The sequence below is a fragment of the Nocardia aurantia genome (genome assembly GCF_009604425.1).
GTDB lineage: Bacteria > Actinomycetota > Actinomycetes > Mycobacteriales > Mycobacteriaceae > Nocardia > Nocardia aurantia.
This window is the reverse complement of sequence record NZ_WEGI01000016.1, coordinates 42,941-61,657: the sequence shown is the minus strand read 5'-3', so window position 1 is coordinate 61,657 and position 18,717 is coordinate 42,941. Positions and strand designations below refer to the sequence as shown.

16 protein-coding genes and 1 tRNA gene are annotated in these 18,717 nt (G+C 68.2%); 10 read left to right on the top strand and 7 right to left on the bottom strand.

Annotated elements, in window-relative coordinates; all coding sequences use genetic code 11:
* Positions 1 to 775: 775 nt before the first annotated feature.
* From NRB56_RS32845 to dcd, 3 genes are all read right to left on the bottom strand, one after another.
* A complete protein-coding gene (locus NRB56_RS32845; protein ID WP_153348259.1) occupies positions 776 to 2,161 on the bottom strand; it encodes an Hsp70 family protein in 1,386 nt (461 codons plus the stop codon).
* Positions 2,162 to 2,275: 114 nt separating this feature from the next.
* Positions 2,276 to 3,598, bottom strand: coding sequence for a UDP-glucose dehydrogenase family protein (locus NRB56_RS32840; RefSeq protein WP_153348258.1), 1,323 nt, complete (start codon positions 3,596 to 3,598; stop codon positions 2,276 to 2,278).
* 134 nt (positions 3,599 to 3,732) lie between these two features.
* Positions 3,733 to 4,308, bottom strand: a complete 576-nt coding sequence (gene dcd, locus NRB56_RS32835) for a dCTP deaminase (RefSeq protein WP_319943876.1) — start codon at positions 4,306 to 4,308, stop codon at positions 3,733 to 3,735.
* Positions 4,309 to 4,441: 133 nt separating this feature from the next.
* Here dcd and NRB56_RS32830 point away from each other — a divergent pair.
* Positions 4,442 to 4,512 (top strand) — tRNA-Gly (locus NRB56_RS32830).
* 182 nt (positions 4,513 to 4,694) lie between these two features.
* Here the strand turns inward: NRB56_RS32830 and NRB56_RS32825 are convergent.
* The 3 genes from NRB56_RS32825 to NRB56_RS32815 all read right to left on the bottom strand — a co-directional run bounded on the left by NRB56_RS32825 (position 4,695) and on the right by NRB56_RS32815 (position 5,671).
* Positions 4,695 to 5,045: a hypothetical protein gene (locus tag NRB56_RS32825; protein WP_153348257.1), complete on the bottom strand. Its 351-nt coding sequence runs from the start codon at positions 5,043 to 5,045 to the stop codon at positions 4,695 to 4,697.
* A gap of 103 nt (positions 5,046 to 5,148) precedes the next feature.
* Positions 5,149 to 5,445 carry a hypothetical protein gene (locus tag NRB56_RS32820; protein ID WP_319943875.1) on the bottom strand — a complete coding sequence of 99 codons (297 nt, stop codon included), beginning with the start codon at positions 5,443 to 5,445 and terminating at the stop codon, positions 5,149 to 5,151.
* The gene (locus NRB56_RS32815; RefSeq protein ID WP_153348256.1) at positions 5,432 to 5,671 is read right to left on the bottom strand and encodes a hypothetical protein; all 240 of its coding nucleotides are present in this window, start codon (positions 5,669 to 5,671) and stop codon (positions 5,432 to 5,434) included. Before NRB56_RS32815 ends, NRB56_RS32820 begins: the two co-directional genes overlap by 14 nt.
* A gap of 93 nt (positions 5,672 to 5,764) precedes the next feature.
* Between NRB56_RS32815 and NRB56_RS32810 the strand changes: the two genes are divergently transcribed.
* The 3 genes from NRB56_RS32810 (at position 5,765) to NRB56_RS32800 (ending at position 8,824) form a co-directional block, all read left to right on the top strand.
* On the top strand, positions 5,765 to 6,550 hold the full coding sequence (locus NRB56_RS32810) for an alpha/beta fold hydrolase (RefSeq protein ID WP_319943874.1): 786 nt from the start codon (positions 5,765 to 5,767) through the stop codon (positions 6,548 to 6,550).
* Between the two features lie 477 nt (positions 6,551 to 7,027).
* Positions 7,028 to 8,101, top strand: a complete 1,074-nt coding sequence (locus NRB56_RS32805; protein ID WP_406603564.1) for a DUF4185 domain-containing protein — start codon at positions 7,028 to 7,030, stop codon at positions 8,099 to 8,101.
* Between the two features lie 78 nt (positions 8,102 to 8,179).
* Positions 8,180 to 8,824 carry a class I SAM-dependent methyltransferase gene (locus NRB56_RS32800; protein ID WP_153348253.1) on the top strand — a complete coding sequence of 215 codons (645 nt, stop codon included), beginning with the start codon at positions 8,180 to 8,182 and terminating at the stop codon, positions 8,822 to 8,824.
* An 819-nt stretch (positions 8,825 to 9,643) separates the two neighbouring features.
* Here the strand turns inward: NRB56_RS32800 and NRB56_RS32795 are convergent.
* A complete protein-coding gene (locus tag NRB56_RS32795) occupies positions 9,644 to 10,249 on the bottom strand; it encodes an alpha/beta family hydrolase (RefSeq protein ID WP_153348252.1) in 606 nt (201 codons plus the stop codon).
* Positions 10,250 to 10,540: 291 nt separating this feature from the next.
* Between NRB56_RS32795 and NRB56_RS32790 the strand changes: the two genes are divergently transcribed.
* The 6 genes from NRB56_RS32790 (at position 10,541) to NRB56_RS32765 (ending at position 18,597) form a co-directional block, all read left to right on the top strand.
* On the top strand, positions 10,541 to 12,373 hold the full coding sequence (locus NRB56_RS32790) for an acyl-CoA dehydrogenase (RefSeq protein WP_153348251.1): 1,833 nt from the start codon (positions 10,541 to 10,543) through the stop codon (positions 12,371 to 12,373).
* Between the two features lie 186 nt (positions 12,374 to 12,559).
* Positions 12,560 to 13,642, top strand: coding sequence for a DUF4185 domain-containing protein (locus NRB56_RS32785; RefSeq protein WP_153348250.1), 1,083 nt, complete (start codon positions 12,560 to 12,562; stop codon positions 13,640 to 13,642).
* A gap of 286 nt (positions 13,643 to 13,928) precedes the next feature.
* On the top strand, positions 13,929 to 14,957 hold the full coding sequence (gene gnd / locus NRB56_RS32780) for a phosphogluconate dehydrogenase (NAD(+)-dependent, decarboxylating) (RefSeq protein WP_153348249.1): 1,029 nt from the start codon (positions 13,929 to 13,931) through the stop codon (positions 14,955 to 14,957).
* A gap of 416 nt (positions 14,958 to 15,373) precedes the next feature.
* Complete coding sequence (locus tag NRB56_RS32775) at positions 15,374 to 16,570, top strand: damage-control phosphatase ARMT1 family protein (protein WP_319943872.1); 1,197 nt, start codon at positions 15,374 to 15,376, stop codon at positions 16,568 to 16,570.
* A gap of 113 nt (positions 16,571 to 16,683) precedes the next feature.
* On the top strand, positions 16,684 to 17,853 hold the full coding sequence (locus NRB56_RS32770) for a glycoside hydrolase family 3 N-terminal domain-containing protein (RefSeq protein WP_153348248.1): 1,170 nt from the start codon (positions 16,684 to 16,686) through the stop codon (positions 17,851 to 17,853).
* A 144-nt stretch (positions 17,854 to 17,997) separates the two neighbouring features.
* Positions 17,998 to 18,597 (top strand): TetR/AcrR family transcriptional regulator, encoded by a 600-nt coding sequence (locus NRB56_RS32765; protein ID WP_153348247.1) that lies wholly within the window; start codon positions 17,998 to 18,000, stop codon positions 18,595 to 18,597.
* Positions 18,598 to 18,717: the final 120 nt, after the last annotated feature.

Below are 18,717 nucleotides of genomic sequence, written 5' to 3'. Positions count from 1 at the left end.
CCGGCCGCACATCAGCCGGGTGCCGATCCGTACAGCCCCCGCCACCGACCCGACCAGGCATCAGCCGAATACCGATCCGTACAGCCCCCGCCACCGACCCGACCAGGCATCAGCCGAATACCGATCCGTACAGCCCCCGCCACCGACCCGACCAGGCATCAGCCGAATACCGATCCGTAGAGCCCGGCCACCGACCCGACCGGATATCAGCCGAATGTCCACTGCTCGGACGCATTTCGGGCCGCGACGCCGCCGCGCCTCGGTAACTTCGATCCCGCACACCGGCGAATCCGCCCCGCTCTATCCCGGTAGTCGTTCCGTACAACGAATCACGGTTCCAGCTCAGGAGAATGGCAGACCGGCCCGGAGACCCCGGCGGTCGGCGCGGCCGACGGTTGTCCTCGGACGAGTACGGCTTCTACCGACGTCGGCCGACGCCCGGTATCGATGTCGCTCGACCGAGCGATACGGCGTCCGATTCGGCCACCGGCGATGCACCCGGTCGTTCCCGGCAGCCGCTACGGTACAGGGCGTTCCCGGCGACCGCTACGGTACAGGCGTTCCCGACGGCCGCCGCGGTACACGTCCGTTCCCGACGGCCGCCGCGGTACAGGCCGTTCCCCCGGTGGCCACCGCGGTACAACGAGTCGGACGTGCGTCGAAGGGCATGAGGCCGGACCGGCCGGCGACGGCCACCCGCCGGACGAGCACGGCGTCAACAGGATTCGGCTCCTGTGGCACCGGTCTCGCGGGCCGTCGCCGCCGGTTCGGCGGATCAGCGCTGGTGTTGCTGTGGCTGCTGTCGCTGACCGTTCGGCAGCAACGGCGGCAGTACGACCGGTGGGATGGTCGGCACCACGATCGGCGGCAGGCCCGGCACCACGACGATGGTGTTCGGTCCCGGTGTGGTCGAGGGGGCGTCGGTCGTGGTCGTTGAATACTGCGGGGGCGGCGCCGCGATCGAGGCGTTGGTGGGGTCGTCCGGTGATCGGGTGCCGGTGGGGATGACCGGCAACGGCACGGTCGTGGTGACGGCCGAACTCGACTGGGCGTTGCTGCTCTGCGAATCACCTTGCAGCACTTGCGGACCCCAGCCCAGCGCCGATCCGAGCGCGGCGATCACCACCAGCGCGCCGACCGCCACGCCCGCCACGCTCAATTCCCGGCGGCGACTCGCGCCCGGCTCCCGGCGGCCTTCCTCGGCGTCCGGCCCGTTCGTCGCCGACTTCGCCTTGGCGAGCTGGGATTTGGCGGATCTGGGCGCGGTGGCCACCATGGGCACCGGCCGGGTCGGCGCGGCGAGCACCGACGGCCGGGCCAGCAGCGACGCGCCGCGGGCGACCACCGTCTCGGGCTGGGCCGGCACCACCACCGGCATACCGGTCCAGCGGCCGACGGTCTTGGACACCAACGGGATTCGCGCGCAGCCGCCGATCGCGACCACCGCCTGCACCGCCTGCTCCGACCGCGTGATCACCTCGCGGGTCAGCCGGGCCGAGGATTCGACGGCCAGCTGGATCAGCGCCTCGAAATTCTCCTGGGAGATGAGCACCAGGCCGTATTCCGACGGGAGCGCCACCGCGGTGTTCCCGCTCAGCTGCTCCTTCGCCCGCCGGCACAGCGCGTCCAGTGCGGTGAGGCCGGCCGGGTCGGCGGGGTGCGCGATGCGGCCGGAGGCGATCTGCTGTTCCCGGATCAGCGTGTCCAGATAGTCGCCGCCGATATCGCTGGTGCGCTCGCTGTAGTGCACCTGGCGGGTGGCCAGATCGACCACGCTGACGGTCAATCCGGAGCTACCCAGGTCGTAGAGGGCGATGGTGCGGTAACCCTGCAATTCACCCGTGGCGAGCAGGAACTCCACGGCCGCCAGGACTTCCGGCACCAGTTCGTAGTTGACCAGCTGCCGCCGGGCGAGGGCGGCCCGCAACCCGCGACCGTGCTGGTCGTCCCGGTAGCCGACCGCGGTGGCTTCGAGATCCGGTGTGTCGAGGTGAATTCCGCTGATGATCTCCGCGGCGAGATCCTCGGGTCGCAGCCCCTCGACCGGCCGGTTCTGCACGTCGAACCGATCCGCGGTGAACCATTCGGCGGTGTTACCGGCGTGCGGTCGCGCGACACGAACGGCGCCGGCCCCCACCGAAACTCCCAGTACCGAACTCATGTGCCGCCCATCTCGTTTCACGCTCCACGACGTGCGCGCGGCGGTGACCCCCTGCAGATCGGCCTACGTCGCATCACACTGCGGTGAAGGTCACTGTACCCGGTCGCCCGGACACTAAGGAGTGCCGAGTCCCACGTACGCCCATCCCGCCGAGCGCCAGCGCGCCCGATCCAGACAGTTGCGACCGTCGATCACGGTGCGCCGCCGGACCACCGGGTTCAGCTGCTCCGGCAACAACGCGGTGAATTCGTTCCATTCGGTGAGAACCAGCACCACGTCGGCCCGCTCGCAGGCCTCCACGACCGAGGTGGCGTAATTGAGCGTCGGGAATACCTGCCGCGAATTCTCCAGCGCCTTCGGGTCGTAGACCGTCACCACCGCGCCGTGCAGCTGGATCATGCCCGCCACGTTCAACGCCGGCGAATCGCGCACGTCGTCGGATTCCGGCTTGAACGCCGCACCGAGCACGGCCACGTTCGCGCCGAGTAACGTTCCACCGCAAGCCTTCGCGGCCATGTCGACCACCTTGGTCCGGCGGCGCATGTTGATGTTGTCGACCTCGCGCAGGAAGGCCAGCGCGTGATCGGCGCCGAGCTCGCCGGCGCGGGCCATGAACGCGCGGATGTCCTTCGGCAGACAGCCGCCGCCGAAACCCAGTCCCGCGTTGAGGAATCGGCGGCCGATGCGCGCGTCGTGGCCGAGCGCGTCGGCCAGCACCGTGACATCGGCGCCGGTCGCCTCGCAGACCTCGGAGACCGCGTTGATGAACGAGATCTTGGTCGCCAGAAAGGCATTCGCGGAGACCTTCACCAGTTCCGCGGTGGCCAGGTCGGTGGTGAGGAACGGCACCTCGGCCGCCAGCAGTTCCGCGTAGATCTCGCGCACCAGCTCCTCGACTCGGGCCGATCCGGCGCGATCACGATCGGTGCCCAGCACCAGCCGGTCCGGCCGCAGCGTGTCCTGGACCGCGAAGCCCTCCCGCAGGAACTCCGGATTCCAGGCCACCTCGACATCCACCGCGGCGGCCGTCCGGGCGCGGGCGCCGAGTTCGGCGGCCGTACCGACCGGCACCGTGGACTTGCCGATGATCACCCCGGGCCGCTCCATCAGCGGTACGAGGGTGTCTACCACGGAGTGCACGTACTTGAGGTCGGCGGCGTACTCGCCCTTCTTCTGCGGCGTGCCCACGCCGAGGAAGTGCACGTCCGCGTGCGCGGCCGCCTCCGGATACGAGGTGGTGAACCGCAGCCGGCCGGCATCGAGGTTGCGCCGCAGCACCACCTCCAGCCCCGGTTCGTAGAACGGCACCACCCCGTCTGCGAGCTTGGCCACCTTACCGGGATCGACGTCGACACCGAGCACCTCGTGCCCCAGCTCAGCCATGCATGCGGCATGGGTGGCTCCCAGATACCCGGTCCCGAACACCGTGAGACGCATATTCGAGAGATATCCAGCCGCTGTGACCGCCCCGCGTCATCGAGGCGAGGCACCGGGCAACAGTAGATGTACAGGCGGGGCAGGACGGCGCGCCGCCTGGTGCGGGCCGCGCCGGCCGCACCCGAAAGCCCGGCTCAGGGCCGGGAAACCGGAAAATTCAGATAGGCCCGCGACGGCGTCGGCCCCCGCTGCCCCTGATACTTCGACCCCGCCGCCGCACTGCCGTACGGATTCTCGGCCGGGCTGGTCAACCGGAACAGGCACAACTGCCCGATCTTCATTCCCGGCCACAACGTGATCGGCAGATTCGCCACATTGGACAGTTCCAGCGTGATGTGACCGCTGAATCCGGGATCGATGAATCCGGCCGTCGAATGGGTGAGCAATCCCAGCCGCCCGAGGCTCGATTTCCCCTCCAGCCGCCCGGCGAGATCGTCCGGCAGCGAACACACCTCGAGGGTCGACCCGAGCACGAACTCGCCCGGATGCAGGACGAACGGCTCTTCCGCCGCGGGCTGCACCAGAGTGGTCAGCTCGTCCTGTCGCTGCGCCGGATCGATATGGGTGTACCGAGTGTTGTTGAACACCCGGAACAGCCCGTCCAAACGCACATCGATACTCGACGGCTGGACCAGCAACGCATCGAACGGCTCCACTCCGAGCCGTCCACTGGCCAGCTCGGCACGAATGTCACGATCCGAAAGCAGCACGCCGACGAGCGTAGTGCCCGGGAATTCGCAGGTTGCCCCGGGTGGCCCTCGGGCCCTACCGGCGGACTTGCCTCGGCCCGCCCGCGGTCTGGTAGAGTCGCCGACGCGTCTCGTACCGATCCGGTACCCAGCCGCCGGTGTAGTTTAGTGGTAGAACATCAGCTTCCCAAGCTGAGAGTGCGGGTTCGATTCCCGTCACCGGCTCTTCGATCCGAAATACATTCGCCGCGAATCAGCCACGCCGCCTTCCACTTCCGCGAATTTGCCGTCCGGATCCGGGCCTCATTCTCGTCTCTCGCCGGCCGAATCGAATTCGGCCGGCGAGAGCCGTTTCACGCCCGGTCCGGTCCGCCGGGATCCGGCGTGCGACGGCTGTCCCGGTCGCGCTACTTGCTGATGCAGTCGGTGACGATCTTCTGCGTTGCCGCACGGGCCTTGTCGGCGTCGTCCTTGCTCAGGCCCATCGAATCCGGGTCGGAGGCTTGGGCATTGGTGCCGGGCTTGGTCATCGCGCGCAGGCCGTCCTGCGAGATTCCCTGGTCCACATAGGCTTTCGCGGCGCAGTCGGCCAGCTTCTGATCCTTCAGGCCGCTGTCGACCAGGGCCTTGGACAGATCCGCCTGGGTGATGGTGGGCTGGGCGGCGGCCTTCTGGTCCGAAGACCCGGAGTTACCGCCGCCGCAGGCCGCCAGCAGCGGGAGCGCGACGAATGTGGCGGCGATCAGCGAAATCCTCAACAGTTTCCTCGTTTCCGACGATGACGAATCGGGCAATCGGGCGGAGAAACCGCCGTGGTGATCCTGCACCATTCGGGCGCGGGAGAACAGCCGGACCGGAGATTCACAGGTCCATCGCGGCACGCAGCGCGGTATCGATCCGCTCGACGACATCGGGATCGAGGGCGCCCAGGCGCTCGGCCAGCCAGCCGCGATAGATGCGACCGAGATTGCCGGCGTGCATCCAGCCGTGACCGGGCAGGGTGACGGCCAGGATGTCCTGGGGATCCTCGTCCAGCACCTCGGCGGCGATCAGCCAGGGGCGGGGGGATTCGTTGATGCCGTCACTGGAGATGAGCACGATGTTGCGCCGGCGAGTCGAACCATGTGGGTTGTAGGTCCACAGTTCACCCCTGTGCACGCAAATCCTCTTCTGCGGCAGTGAATTCCGCTTCGTCGGTGGCGGCCGTGCCGGCCGCGGTGTCGAGTGTGCCCGGACCGGGCTCGGGGGCGCAACAGCGCACCGCCTCCCGGCGCGCCGCGCGGGCTATCCATGCCGAGGGCGACATCCCTACCCGAGCCGCGGCCTGCTCGGCGTACGACCAGGCCGCCTCGTCCAGGGACAGCGTCACCTTCCGAGTCGCCATATCAGCCATGGTACCGCCACCAACGGCTGTTGGCGGATGGTCAATTACTGCTACGGTGACCGGGTCGGCAGTGCTCGCGAGGGGAGACGGTGGGTGCATCACCATCGAGTCGGCCGCGGTGAACCCCTGGTGCTGGTGCACGGGGTGGGCAGCCGGTGGCAGGTATGGGAGCCCCTGTTGCCGGTGCTGGCGGAATCGTTCGACGTCATCGCCGTGGACCTCCCGGGCTTCGGCGGCTCGGATCCGTTGCCGCACACCACCGTCGACGATCTGACCGACGCGCTCGCGGCCTTCCTCACCGAACAGGGCCTGGATCGGCCGCATCTGGCGGGTAATTCGATGGGCGGACTAATCGCGCTGAATCTGGCCGCGCGCATCCGGGCCCGCTCGGTCACCGCCTACTCGCCCATCGGATTCTGGTCCAGTCCCGGAGTGTGGTGGTGCCGGCGCTCGTTGGGGATGTCCAAGACGCTGGGGCTGCGGCTGCGGCCACTTCTGCCCGCGATCCTCGGCTCCGCCGCCGGGCGCACCGCGTTCCTCGGACTGATCTTCGGGAAACCGTGGGCGGTCGGCGCCGGCGTCGCCCTCGCCACCGCCCGAGGGGGACTGGACTCGCCCGGTTTCGACCCCGCGCTGGCCTCGTTCCCCGCCGCCCGGCTGCGCGACGGCGGCCGCCTGGAACACATTCCGGTCACGATCGCCTGGGGCGACCGCGACCTGCTGCTCACGTACGCCAGTCAGAGCCGCCGCGCCCGGGACTGGCTGCCGCACGCCCGGCACGTCACCCTGCCGGGCAGCGGGCATACGCCGTTCTACGACGACCCGCGGCGCTGCGCGGACCTGCTGCTGCGGCAGCGGACCGCCGCACCCGCCGAATGAACCTCTGGCAACCGTCACGCACATCCGTTACGCTCCACCGGGTTCGGACTTTTCCGTGATGGAGGTCAAGCACGGCCTGATTCCCGAAGTGACGGGTGCAGCGACACTGTCGCGCCGTTCGGCGCCGATCGTGCACTGCTGTCGACGATGACCGCCGGCCCCGGGACACCGCACATCACCGTATGGTCGCGATCCCGGATCGGCAACGGAGAAACCGGCCGACCGGGTCGCGGCAGGCTCTCCCGATTCGGTGGCGTCACGCCGCCGGAGTCCGTTCGCTCCGCATGCAACACCCCGAGTCCCCGAAACAATGACGCGAATTGTCGCCGTTCGCTGTTAGCATTTCTTGCAATTTGCCAGCCAGTCGAATGATTGTGCACGGCCGCACTGTGTGCGTTCGGGGAGGGCCGTGTCGTCTCGACCGAACGGGAAGGCCCATCGACTTTGACCAAGACCGCTAACATCTTGCTGTCCGTGATGGCGGGTGCCTCGGCCTTGCTCTTGACCGCGACCACGCCTGCCGCCGCAAACCCGAACGCGATCAACCCGATTCCGGTGCTCAACGGCACCGCGGGCCTTCCGCATCTGCTGGGCCGCACCCGGGCGGTATTCCAGGTGACCGGTATGGCGAGCCCCAACAGCACCCAGAACTACAATGTGCTGGGCACCGATCTCGGCATCATGTGGGACAACGGAAACGGTGAAATGCTCACCGCATTCGGCGACACCGCCGGCGTCGGATTTCCCAATCTGCTGGCCGGTAGCCTCTGGTCCTGGCGCAGCAACATTCTGGTGCGCAGCCACAACCAGGACCCGGACAACGGCATATTTTTCGACAGCGTCGTCCACGACATCTTCGGCCAGGCCCGCGATCTGGTCGCCAGTCCGAAAATCCCGCTGATCGAGATCAGCCGCATCCCGACGGCGGGCATTTCCGTGAACGGGGTCCAGTACATGAGTCTCATGTCGGTGAAGACCTGGGACGACGTCGGCCAGTGGACCACCAACTACTCCGGCCTCGCCGCCTCCGGCGACGACGGGGAGTCCTGGGCCGATCTCGGTTTCACCCACCGCCCCAACGAGGGTGGTAACGCGAACTTCCAGATGAACGCCTTCACCAAGAGCGGCGGCTGGGTGTACGAGTACGGAACCCGTTCCGGCCGTAACAATCCGGCGTACATCTCCCGGGTACGCGAGGAGGACATCGCCAATCTCGGTGAATACGAGTACTGGGACGGCGGTAAATGGAAGAAGGGCGACGTGGACGCGGCCGCCCCGATCGCCGAGAACGTCGGTGAACTGTCGGTGATGTGGAACGACTATCTCGGCCAGTACGTCATGCTGACCACCGACCCGTTCAATTCGGTGGTGATGCGCAAGGCGTCGTCACCGGAGGGCCCGTGGAGCGATCCGGAGGTTCTGATCGATACCCGGGAATTGCCGACCGCCTACGCTCCGTCGATCTTCCCGTACCAGACCGGCCGTGACCTGTACTTCCTCACGACCGTGCACAACCAGTACAACGTGGTGCTGATGCGCACCTCGCTCTGAAGATCGCGACCCCGGGACCCCGGCTCACTTGTCGAGCCGGGGTCCCGGCGCGTTTCCGGCCTCCCTAGACTCGTGATCATGGACGCCGCCGGCTGGGACGCGCGGTACACGCGCAGTGAGTTGGTCCGGGACACACCGCCCGACGCGGTCGTGACCGAGCACGCGACCACACTGCACCGATCGCTGTCGCAGGCCCACACCGGCGAACCACCCCGGGCGCTGGACCTCGGCTGCGGCGAGGGCCGGAACACTTTGTGGCTGGCCACGCACGGCTGGTTGGTCACCGCCGTCGATTTCTCCCAGGCCGGAATCGACAAGGGCCGCACTCTGGCGGCCCGGCTGTCCCGCGCGGCCCGCGGCCGGATCGACTGGCACTGCGCGGATGTCACCGAGCCCGGCGCGCTGTCCGACCGGCGTTTCGACTTGATTTTGCTGACCGATCTGGCCCTGTCGCCATCCCAGCGCCGCACGGTCCTGCTTTACGCGACCGAACTGCTGAACCCGGACGGCATTCTGCTGGTCCTGGCTCACGACGATGCGGCCGGCCACGATCCGGGCATCCTGTTCACACCCGAGGACATCCTGCGTGACCTGGCCCCGGTCGCCGGTCGGCTCCGGGTGCAGGTGGCCGAACGGATATCCCACGGGCAGAACGAGGGTGAGGGCACTCTGGTGCTGATGACCCGCATCGCACCCGGCGAGCACGGCACAATCGCGCTCTGACCCGCAGCTCCAGTAGCGCGCGAGGCACGATGCGGTGTTGGGCCTGCTTGGGGGTGACGGGCTGTGTTTTTTGGCCTCCGCTTCGCTCCGGCGGGTTCGCGGCCCTGCGGGCCCGATCCTTCCCTCCTCCGGCTCCTCCGCTTCGCTCCCCCGCCTCCGTCAGTCCAGGATCGGACCGGGCCGCGAACAGGAGGGCTACCCCTGCGTATCGGTGACCGCATTCAGGGGAACGGGGTTACGGCTGCGGAATGGTGACCGGGTCCTGGGGAGTGGAGTACACACGGCTGCGGAAATGGTGACCGAGTCCCGGGGAACCGGGGTACATACGGCTGCGGAATGCTGACCGGGTCACGGGGACAGAGGTACGTGTGGCTGCGAGAGGGCGACCGGACCCCGGCAAGGGGGTACCTGCGGCTGCTGAATCGTGACCGGGCCCCGGCAACAGGGGTACGTGCGGCTGCGGAACGGTGACCGGGTCACCGGGAACCGGGGTGCACCTGCGCATCGGTCACCAATTCGCAGGCCCAACAGTCCTGTTCGCGGCCCGGCTCGGTCCTGGACTGACGGAGGGAGGGAGCGCAGCGACTGACCGGAGGAGGGAAGGACCGAGACTCAGGGGCCGCGAACCCGCCGCAGCGAAGCGGAGGCCAAAAACACATCCGTCACCAATTCGCAGGCCCAACACTCCTGTTCGCGGCCCGTCTCGATCCTGGACTGACGGAGGCGGGGGAGCGAAGCGGAGGAGCCGGAGGAGGGAAGGATCGAGACTTGGGGGCCGCGAACCCGCCGGAGCGAAGCGGAGGCCAAAAATACAGCCCGTCACGCAGCCCAACGGCTCAACCACGGATCCACCGTGGCACCGATCAGTTCGAAGCCCGCGCGAAAGGAGTGTGGCTGACCTGGAATGATTTTCACCTCGGCAGCGTCACCGGCCTCCGGAATACCGAACGGGTCACGCTCCCCATTGATCACCACGACATCGACCGCAGCCGAGGCGGCCACCAGTTCGTCCCGCCGAGACTTCTCCGGCTTACCGGGCGGATGCAACGGGAAGGACAGCGCGAGCACCCCGACTGCCCCCACCGCGACCGCCGTCCGGCAGGCCACCCGAGCCCCGTTGCTCCGACCGCCCTGAACCAACGGCACACCAGGAAATCGCTCCCGCAGTTGTGCGGCAACCTCCAGCCACGCCGCGTCCTGCCTCGACACCGCACCCGGCGCCCGCCGCCCGGCTACCCGATACGGCTGCGCCACCCGCCCCACCACCGCACCTACCGCCACTGCTCGATCCCGCACCACCAGAAGGTCTTTCGCATCGACCCCACCCCCGGAGCCGTGGGTCAGCAACAGCAACAGCCGCGGCCGATCGACCTCGTCCAGCTCGATCTCGGCGGGCCCGGCACTGGTCTCGAAACGCACCGCCATACGGTAACCGCGGCACCCCCGGATCGAGCCGCCGATTCACCCGGCGAGCCCGCGGCAACGGGTCACCGACCCGCAAAACGTGTTCTACATCACAGTGTTTTCCGGATCACATCCGCAGGTAGACACCTGGATCGATGCGTTACCCGCGAGTAATATACGGTGTAAGTTACCCGCTGGTAGCAACCTCGCTGATCAACCGACAGAGGAAGATCGCCGAGCGAGGGATTCGGTGGACAACGGGCGGGAACGGCAGAAGAACCGACCGCACCTAACTCAACGGAGAGAACAAAAATGGGTCACTACAAGAGCAACGTCCGGGACCTGGAGTTCAACCTCTTCGAGGTGCTCGGCCTGGGATCGATCCTCGAGTCCGGCGCGTTCGGCGATCTCGACGCGGAGACCGTCAAGGACATGCTGACGGAGGTACGCCGGCTGGCCGAGGGCCCGCTCGGTGAATCGTTCGCCGACGCCGATCGCAACCCCCCGGTCTTCGACCCCGAGACGCACAGCGTGACGCTGCCGGAGTCGTTCAAGAAGAGCTACCGCACCCTGTCCGAGGGCGGCTGGGACAAGCTCGGCATCGACGAGGAACTCGGCGGTATCCCGTTCCCGCGCAGCGCCTACTGGGCGATCGCGGAGCTGATCCTCGGCGCGCAGCCGGCCGCGTTCATGTACGCCGCGGGCGCGGGCTTCGCGAACATCTTCTACGACAACGGCACCGACGAGCAGAAGCAGTGGGCCAAGCTCGCGGTCGAGCAGGGCTGGGGCGCCACCATGGTGCTCACCGAGCCGGACGCCGGCTCCGATGTGGGCGCCGGCCGCACCAAGGCCGTCCAGCAGGAGGACGGCTCCTGGCACATCGAGGGCGTCAAGCGGTTCATCACCTCCGCCGACTCCGATCTGTTCCCGAACATCATGCATCTGGTGCTGGCCCGCCCCGAGGGCGCCGGTCCGGGCACCAAGGGCCTGTCGCTGTTCTTCGTGCCGAAGTTCCACTTCGATCCGGAGACCGGCGAGACGGGCGAGCGCAACGGCGTCTTCGTCACCAATGTCGAGCACAAGATGGGCCTGAAGGTCTCCGCGACCTGCGAGGTCACCTTCGGCGGGCACGGCGTCCCGGCCAAGGGCTGGCTGGTCGGCGATGTGCACAACGGCATCGCGCAGATGTTCCAGGTCATCGAGCATGCGCGGATGATGGTGGGCACCAAGGCCATCGGCACGCTGTCCACCGGCTACCTGACCGCGCTGGACTACGCCAAGCAGCGGGTGCAGGGCGCCGACCTGACCAAGATGTCGGACAAGACCGCCCCGCGCGTCACCGTCACCCATCACCCCGACGTGCGCCGCAGCCTGGCGATGCAGAAGGCGTACGCGGAGGGCCTGCGCGCGGTGTACCTGTACACCGCCGCACATCAGGATGTGGTCGTCGCCGAGCATGTGTCCGGCGCGGACGCCGAACTGGCCGCGCGGGTCAACGATCTGCTGCTCCCGATCGTGAAGGGCGTCGGCTCGGAGCGGGCCTACCAGTACCTGACCGAATCGCTGCAGACCCTGGGCGGTTCCGGCTTCCTGCAGGACTACCCGATCGAGCAGTACATCCGCGATTCGAAGATCGACTCGCTGTACGAGGGCACCACCGCGATCCAGGCGCAGGACTTCTTCTTCCGCAAGATCGCCCGCGACCGCGGCGTGGCCCTGGGCCACGTGGCCGGTCAGGTGCAGAAGTTCATCGACCGCGAGGGCGGCAACGGCCGGCTGAAGGCCGAGCGCAAGCTGCTCGCCACCGCGCTCGAGGATGTGCAGGCGATGGCCGCCACGCTGACCGGCCACCTGCTGGCCGCCGGCGAGGAGCCGAGCGAGCTGTACAAGGTCGGCCTCGGTTCGGTGCGGTTCCTGCTCTCGGTCGGCGATCTGCTGATCGGCTGGCAGTTGTTGCAGCAGGCCGAGATCGCGATCAAGGCCCTCGACAACGGGGCAACGGGTGCGGATGTGAACTTCTACACCGGCAAAATCGCTGTCGCACAGTTCTTCGCACGCAATCAGCTGCCCGAGCTGACCGCCATCCGCAGCGTGCTGGCCAACCTCGACAACGACATCATGGAGCTCGACGAAGCCGCGTTCTGACCTCGGCAGACACCGGCCCCGCCCACGGAATCCGATTCCGGCGGCGGGGCCGCTGTCGTTCTCCGGCAATCGGTTCGCAACCGTGACTGGGGTAACCTGGGCGCAAAAATTCGCCTGTGCAAGGCTCACATCGCGAGCCCGGAAGAGGCAGAATAACCGGCGGCCGACACGAAGGAGCGCTGACTGATGACCAGACGACTGTCCGCACTTGCGGGGGTCAGCGCGGCGGTCGTATTCCTCGCGGCCGGCCTCGGCGCGGCACACGCCAACCCCAACGACATCAACCCCATCCCGGTGCTCAACGGCACCATGGGCCTGCCGCAACTGCGCGGCGCGACCCAGGCGATCTACCAGGCCACCGGCATGAACAGCCCGAACCGCACCGATCAGTCCAACGTGATCGGCACCGACCTCGGCATCATGTGGGACGACGGCCGCGGGCAGATGCTCACCGTCTACGGCGACACGGCCGGACTCGGCGTGCCGAACCTGCTCGCCGGCAGCCTGTGGGCCTGGCGGTCGAACGTGATCTTCCGCAGCGCGCCCGGCGATCCGGGCGCGGGCATCCACTACTCCAGCTTCGTCGACAATCCGCTGCCCAGCCCGAAGATCCCGGGCATCGAGGTCAGCTTCATCCCGACCGCCGGGGTTTCGGTGAACGGCGTGCAGTACCTGAGCCTGATGTCGGTGCACGAATGGCAGGCCGACGGGCACTGGACCACCAACTTCGCCACCCTCGCGGTCTCCGGCGACGACGGGCAGACCTGGGCGCAACTGCCCACCACCCGCCGCGCCAACGAGGACGGCTTCGAAAAATTCCAGCAGAACGCCTTCCTGAAGGCCGGCGGCTACGTCTACCGCTACGGCACCCCCGCCGGACGCGGTAATCCGGGGTTCGTCTCCCGGGCCAAGGAGGCCGACGTCGCGAACATCGACGCCTACGAGTACTGGGACGGCAAGGACTGGAAGCCGGGCGACGCCAAGGTCGCCGCGCCCGTCGTCGGCGACGTGGCCGAATTGTCCGTGCAGTGGAACGACTATCTGCACCAGTACGTCATGATGACCACCGACGGATCGAACTCGGTCGTGCTGCGCACCGCGCCCAACCCCGAGGGTCCGTGGAGCGAGCCGAGGCAGCTGATCGACTCCCGTGATCTGCCCACCCAGTACGCGCCGATGATCTACCCGTATCAGACGGGCCGCGACCTGTATTTCCTGCTCACGATCCACAATCAGTACAACGTGGTGCTGATGCGAACGCCGCTGTAGGCCGGAGTTCTCGAGGCCCGTGCGGTTGCCGGGTCGGGGGTCTGGCAACCGCACGGAACCGATCTGAATATCGGGCCTCCACGACGAGCCGTTACACGGCGCCGTGCCGAGCGTGAGATGTCGGTGCGCGAAACGGTTATGACGGCTGCATCCGGTCAATCGGACACCGGCGCGCAATCGAGGAACCTGACCAGGAAGAATCGAGGCGGGTTGCGGCAGGCGGCGGGCCGGACCGCCACGGTGAGCTCGGACCGGAGCTCGGACGACTCGAGGAGATGAGAAGTTTATGCAGCTGGGAATGATCGGGCTCGGCCGGATGGGCGCGAACATCGTGCGCCGCATCGTGAAGGATGGGCACACCGCCGTCGGCTACGCCCGGCGCGAGGACCAGATCGAGGAGTTCAAGGGGGAGCTCGGCGACAGCTTCCAGGGAGCGACCGACTATCCGGCGTTCATCGGACTGCTGGAGAAGCCACGCATCGTATGGGTGATGATCCCCGCGGGCGCGACCGGTGCGGTGATCGACGAGGTCGCGGAGCTGCTGGAGCCCGGCGACATCATCATCGACGGTGGCAACAGCCGCTACCACGAGGACATCCGCCGCGCGGCGGAGTTGCGGCCCAAGGGCATCCACTACCTGGACATCGGCACCTCCGGCGGCGTGTGGGGCCTGGAGCGCGGCTACTGCCTGATGGTCGGCGGCGAGGCCGACACCGTCCGGCACCTCGAACCGCTGCTGCGCTCGATCGCCCCCGGCGTCGACGCCGCCGAGCGCACCCCCGGCCGCACCGGCGACCCCTCCCCCGCCGAACAGGGCTATCTGCACTGCGGCCCCGCGGGCGCCGGCCACTTCGTCAAGATGGTGCACAACGGCATCGAGTACGGCGCCATGCAGGCCTACGCCGAGGGCATGAACATCCTGTACAAGGCCAACATCGGCAAGATCCTCACCGACGAGCACTCCGCGGAGGAAACTCCGATGGAGCATCCGGAGCACTACCGGTACGACATCGACGTCCCGGAAGTCACGGAGGTGTGGCGCCGCGGCTCGGTGGTCGCGTCCTGGCTGCTCGACCTCACCGCCGAGGCGCTGCACGCCGATCCCTCGCTGGAATCCTTCAGCGGCCGCGTCTCCGACTCCGGCGAGGGCCGCTGGACCCTCCACGCCGCCGTCGACGAGGGCGTCCCCGCCCCCGTCCTGTCCGCCGCCCTGTACCAGCGCTTCTCCTCCCGCGGCGAATCGCTGTACGCCGACAAGGTCCTCTCCGCCATGCGCAAGGCCTTCGGCGGCCACAACGAGCTGCCCTCCAAGTAACCGCCGCATCCGCGCCCTGCCGAACCCGTCCGCCGCACGACCGGCAGGGCGCGTGCGGGCGCAAGACCTGCAGGGCGCGGCGTGCAGAACCGGCACGGCACGTGCGGGCGCAAGACCTGCAGGGCGCGTTGTGCAACCGGCACGGCGCGGCGTTGCGGGACCGGCAGGGCGGGCGTGTTGTGGGACCGGCAGGGCGGGGTTGCGGATCGGCGCGGGATGCGGGCCATAGCGGGCGAGGCAGCGCGTGCTCGCGTACGCGGCGATGTGCGACGTGCCACCGCGGCGATCCGCCGCAGCTTGTGCCGCACCGGTTCGGGGCCGCGCGGACGCGACAAGCCGCTGACGAATTCGTTCCTCGTCGGCCGATCGTCGGCCCGCAACGAACACCACGCAGGTAATACGGCAGGATCGGCCGGGTGGGTGAGCACCGGAGTGGGACCGACGAGCGGCGTGACGACACGGCACCGGTGATTCTCGCCGGGGCGCCGGATACTTTCGCGCGCAGTGTTTTTCACGATCGGCATCCCAAGCTGATCGAGCGGGTCATCGGGGCGCATCCGTACGGCGAGGCGGAGCGGACGGCATTGCGTGAGCTGCTCGACGAGACGCTGCACGGCACCGTCTCACCGCTGCGGACGACGGCCGCCGATGCGACATCATGGGCTCGGTGGGGTGAACCGTGGTGGGGGCGGGAGTGGGGTGAGCTGCCGTTCCTGTGGGCGGAGAGTTATTTCTATCGGCGGTTGCTGGAGGCTGTGGGGTATTTCCGGGCCGGGGTGTGGCAGGGGGTCGACCCGTTCGGGCCCACCAAGGATGCGGAGCTCGGCAGTGCCGAGGTCGCGGGCGAACTCGCCGCGCTGGACGAGCTGGCCACCGCGCCGGAACCCGCGCAGCGGGACGCCCTGTCGATGTCGGCGCTCTGGGGTAATCAGGCCGATCTCGGGTTTCAGTTGGTGTCCGGGTCCGGGGGGCGCTCGGGCGGGTTGCTGGTGGACGATCGGCGGGAGTTGTGGGCGGCGCTGGACGCGGCGCCGGCGGCGCGACTGCATCTGATCGCCGACAACGCGGGCCGGGAGCTGCTGCCGGATCTCGCTCTGCTGGACCATCTCCTGGTCACCGGGAGGGTCGCGGCCGCGACGCTCTGGCTGAAACCGCAGCCGTACTTCACTTCCGACGCCACCATGACCGATCTGCTCGCGGCGTTGCGGCGGTTGCGGGTGGCCGGTGCGGGGACCGCCGCGGGGCGACTGGGGGATCGGCTGTGGCAGGCGCTGAGCACCGGCACACTGTCGGCTCGGACGCACGAATTTTTCTGCGCCCCAGCTGGTTTCGACGAGATGCCGGACGATCTCCGGGCCGCGTTGGACGGTGCCGCGCTCACCGTGTGCAAGGGCGATCTGAACTACCGGCGGCTGGTCGGCGATCGGTATCTGCCGCCGACGACGCCGTTCGCCGACCGGGCCGGGTATTTCCCGACGCCGGTGGCGGCGCTGCGCACCCTGAAATCGGACGTGATCACCGGGCTGACGGCCGGGCAGGTCGCCGCGCTGGACGCCACCGGACAGCCGTGGCGCAGCAACGGCGAACACGCCCTGATCCAGTGCGCCCGTTGAGGTGTGCGCAACCGTGGCGCATATCCGACACGGCACCCGCTACCGGCCGACACGCGGTGCGGAACGGGTGTCGCAGTAGGCGGACGCGCGCGGGCCGACTACGGTCGGGAATTATGCGCAAAATTCCCGGGATCGTGGTCACTGTGCTCGCGCTGGGCCTGAGCGCCTGCTCGCACGGCGAGAGCGGTACCGCGACCACGCCGACCGGCAGCGCGAGCAGTGCGCAGGCCGCGCCGGGCACCGCCGACGCCGCGCCGGCCACGGCCCAACCCGATTGCGCCGCAGGATATCTCGCCCAGTTCACGCAGCGGCAGAAGCTGGCACAGCTGCTCACCGTCGGCGTCACCGGGACGACCGACGCACAGGCCGTGGTCCGCACCGAGCAGGTCGGCGGGATCTTCGTCGGCGGGTGGACCGATCAGGCGATGGTCGCCGACAAGAAGATGGACCAGGTCACCTCGCTGGCCCGGGTGCCGCTGATGGTGACCATCGACGAGGAGGGCGGCCGGGTCTCGCGGGTCGGCAATCTGATCGGGGAGGCGCCCTCGGCCCGGGTGGCCGCGCAGACCATGTCCGCGGACGACTATTACCAGGACACCCTGACCCGGGCCCGGGCACTGCGGGATCTGGGCATCACCGTCGATTTCGCACCGGACGTCGACGTCAGCGAGCAGCCCGACGACAGCGTCATCGGCGACCGGTCCTATTCCACCGATCCGGACGTGGTGACCACCTACGCCGCCGCGATGATCCGGGCGCTGCACGATGCCGGGCTCGGCGCGGTGATGAAGCATTTCCCCGGTCACGGCCACGGCTCCGGCGATTCGCACAAGGGCGCGGTGCAGACGCCGCCGCTGGATCGGTTGCAGCAGGTCGATCTGGTGCCGTTCCGGAATCTGGTCGGCTCCGGCGCCGGTGTCATGGTCGGCCACCTCGACGTGCCCGGCCTCACCGATTCGGGCGTCCCGGCGAGTATCAGCCCCCGCGCGATGGCGTTGTTGCGACAGGGTACGGGCTACGGCGCGGCGCCCTTCGAGGGGCCGATCTTCACCGACGACCTCAGCGGCATGGCCGCGATCACCAACCGGATGGACATCGAGGACGCCGTGGCCACGGCGCTGGAGGCCGGCGCCGACAGCGCGCTGTGGATCAGCACGAACGCGGTGTCGAAGGTGCTGGACCACCTCGAGCAGGAGGTCCGGTCCGGCAAGTTGCCCGCCGAGCAGGTGGATGCCTCGGTGCTGCGGCTGGCCCGGTTCAAGGGCGTTCCGCTGCACTGCTGAGCCGTATCCGGCCACCAGGACCCGATCGACCGATAGTCGCCACTGTGGTGGATGATCACAAGCCTGCGACTGTCCGGCAAAGCCCGGCACACAAAACTTACCCTGGAGTAAGATAAGGGTTTCGATCATGTCCTAGGAGAGTGAATGGCAGGCGGAACGAAACGGCTTCCCCGAGCGGTTCGTGAGCAGCAGATGCTGGACGCCGCCGTCGAGGTGTTCTCCCGCAAGGGCTATCACGACACGTCGATGGACGCCATCGCCGCCGAGGCGAAGATCTCCAAGCCCATGCTGTATCTCTACTACGGATCCAAGGACGAGCTGTTCCGGGCCTGCATCCAGCGGGAGAGCATCCGATTCATCGAGGCGGTCGCGGTCGCCGGCAATCCGAAGCTGACCCCGCACGAACAACTCCGGGCCGGACTCGAGGCGTTCCTGTCCTACGTGGATCAGAATCGGCTGTCCTGGCAGGTGCTGTATCGGCAGGCGCTGGGGCAGCAGCCGTTCGCCTCCGAGATCGCCAACAGCCGGGAACGGGTCATCGAACTGACCGCGAAACTGCTGGAATCCAATGCGAAATACGCGGAGCCGGGCACCAATTTCGACATCGTGTCGGTGGCGGTGATCGGCGCCGGCGAGGCCATCGCCGACCGCATCGCCAGTGGTGAGGTCGCCGTCGCCGACGCGGTGGATCTGCTCGACGATCTCGCCTGGCGCGGTCTGGCCGGCCGCAAGAAGCCGGAATAGGGCGGGCCACACACCTTTTCGGCGGCGCATCGGATCCCCCATGCGATCCGACGGGCGGCCGGGAAGGTGTGCGGCCCGCTCACTCCGGCCGGCCGGGGCGATCCCCCGGCGGGCCGAAGC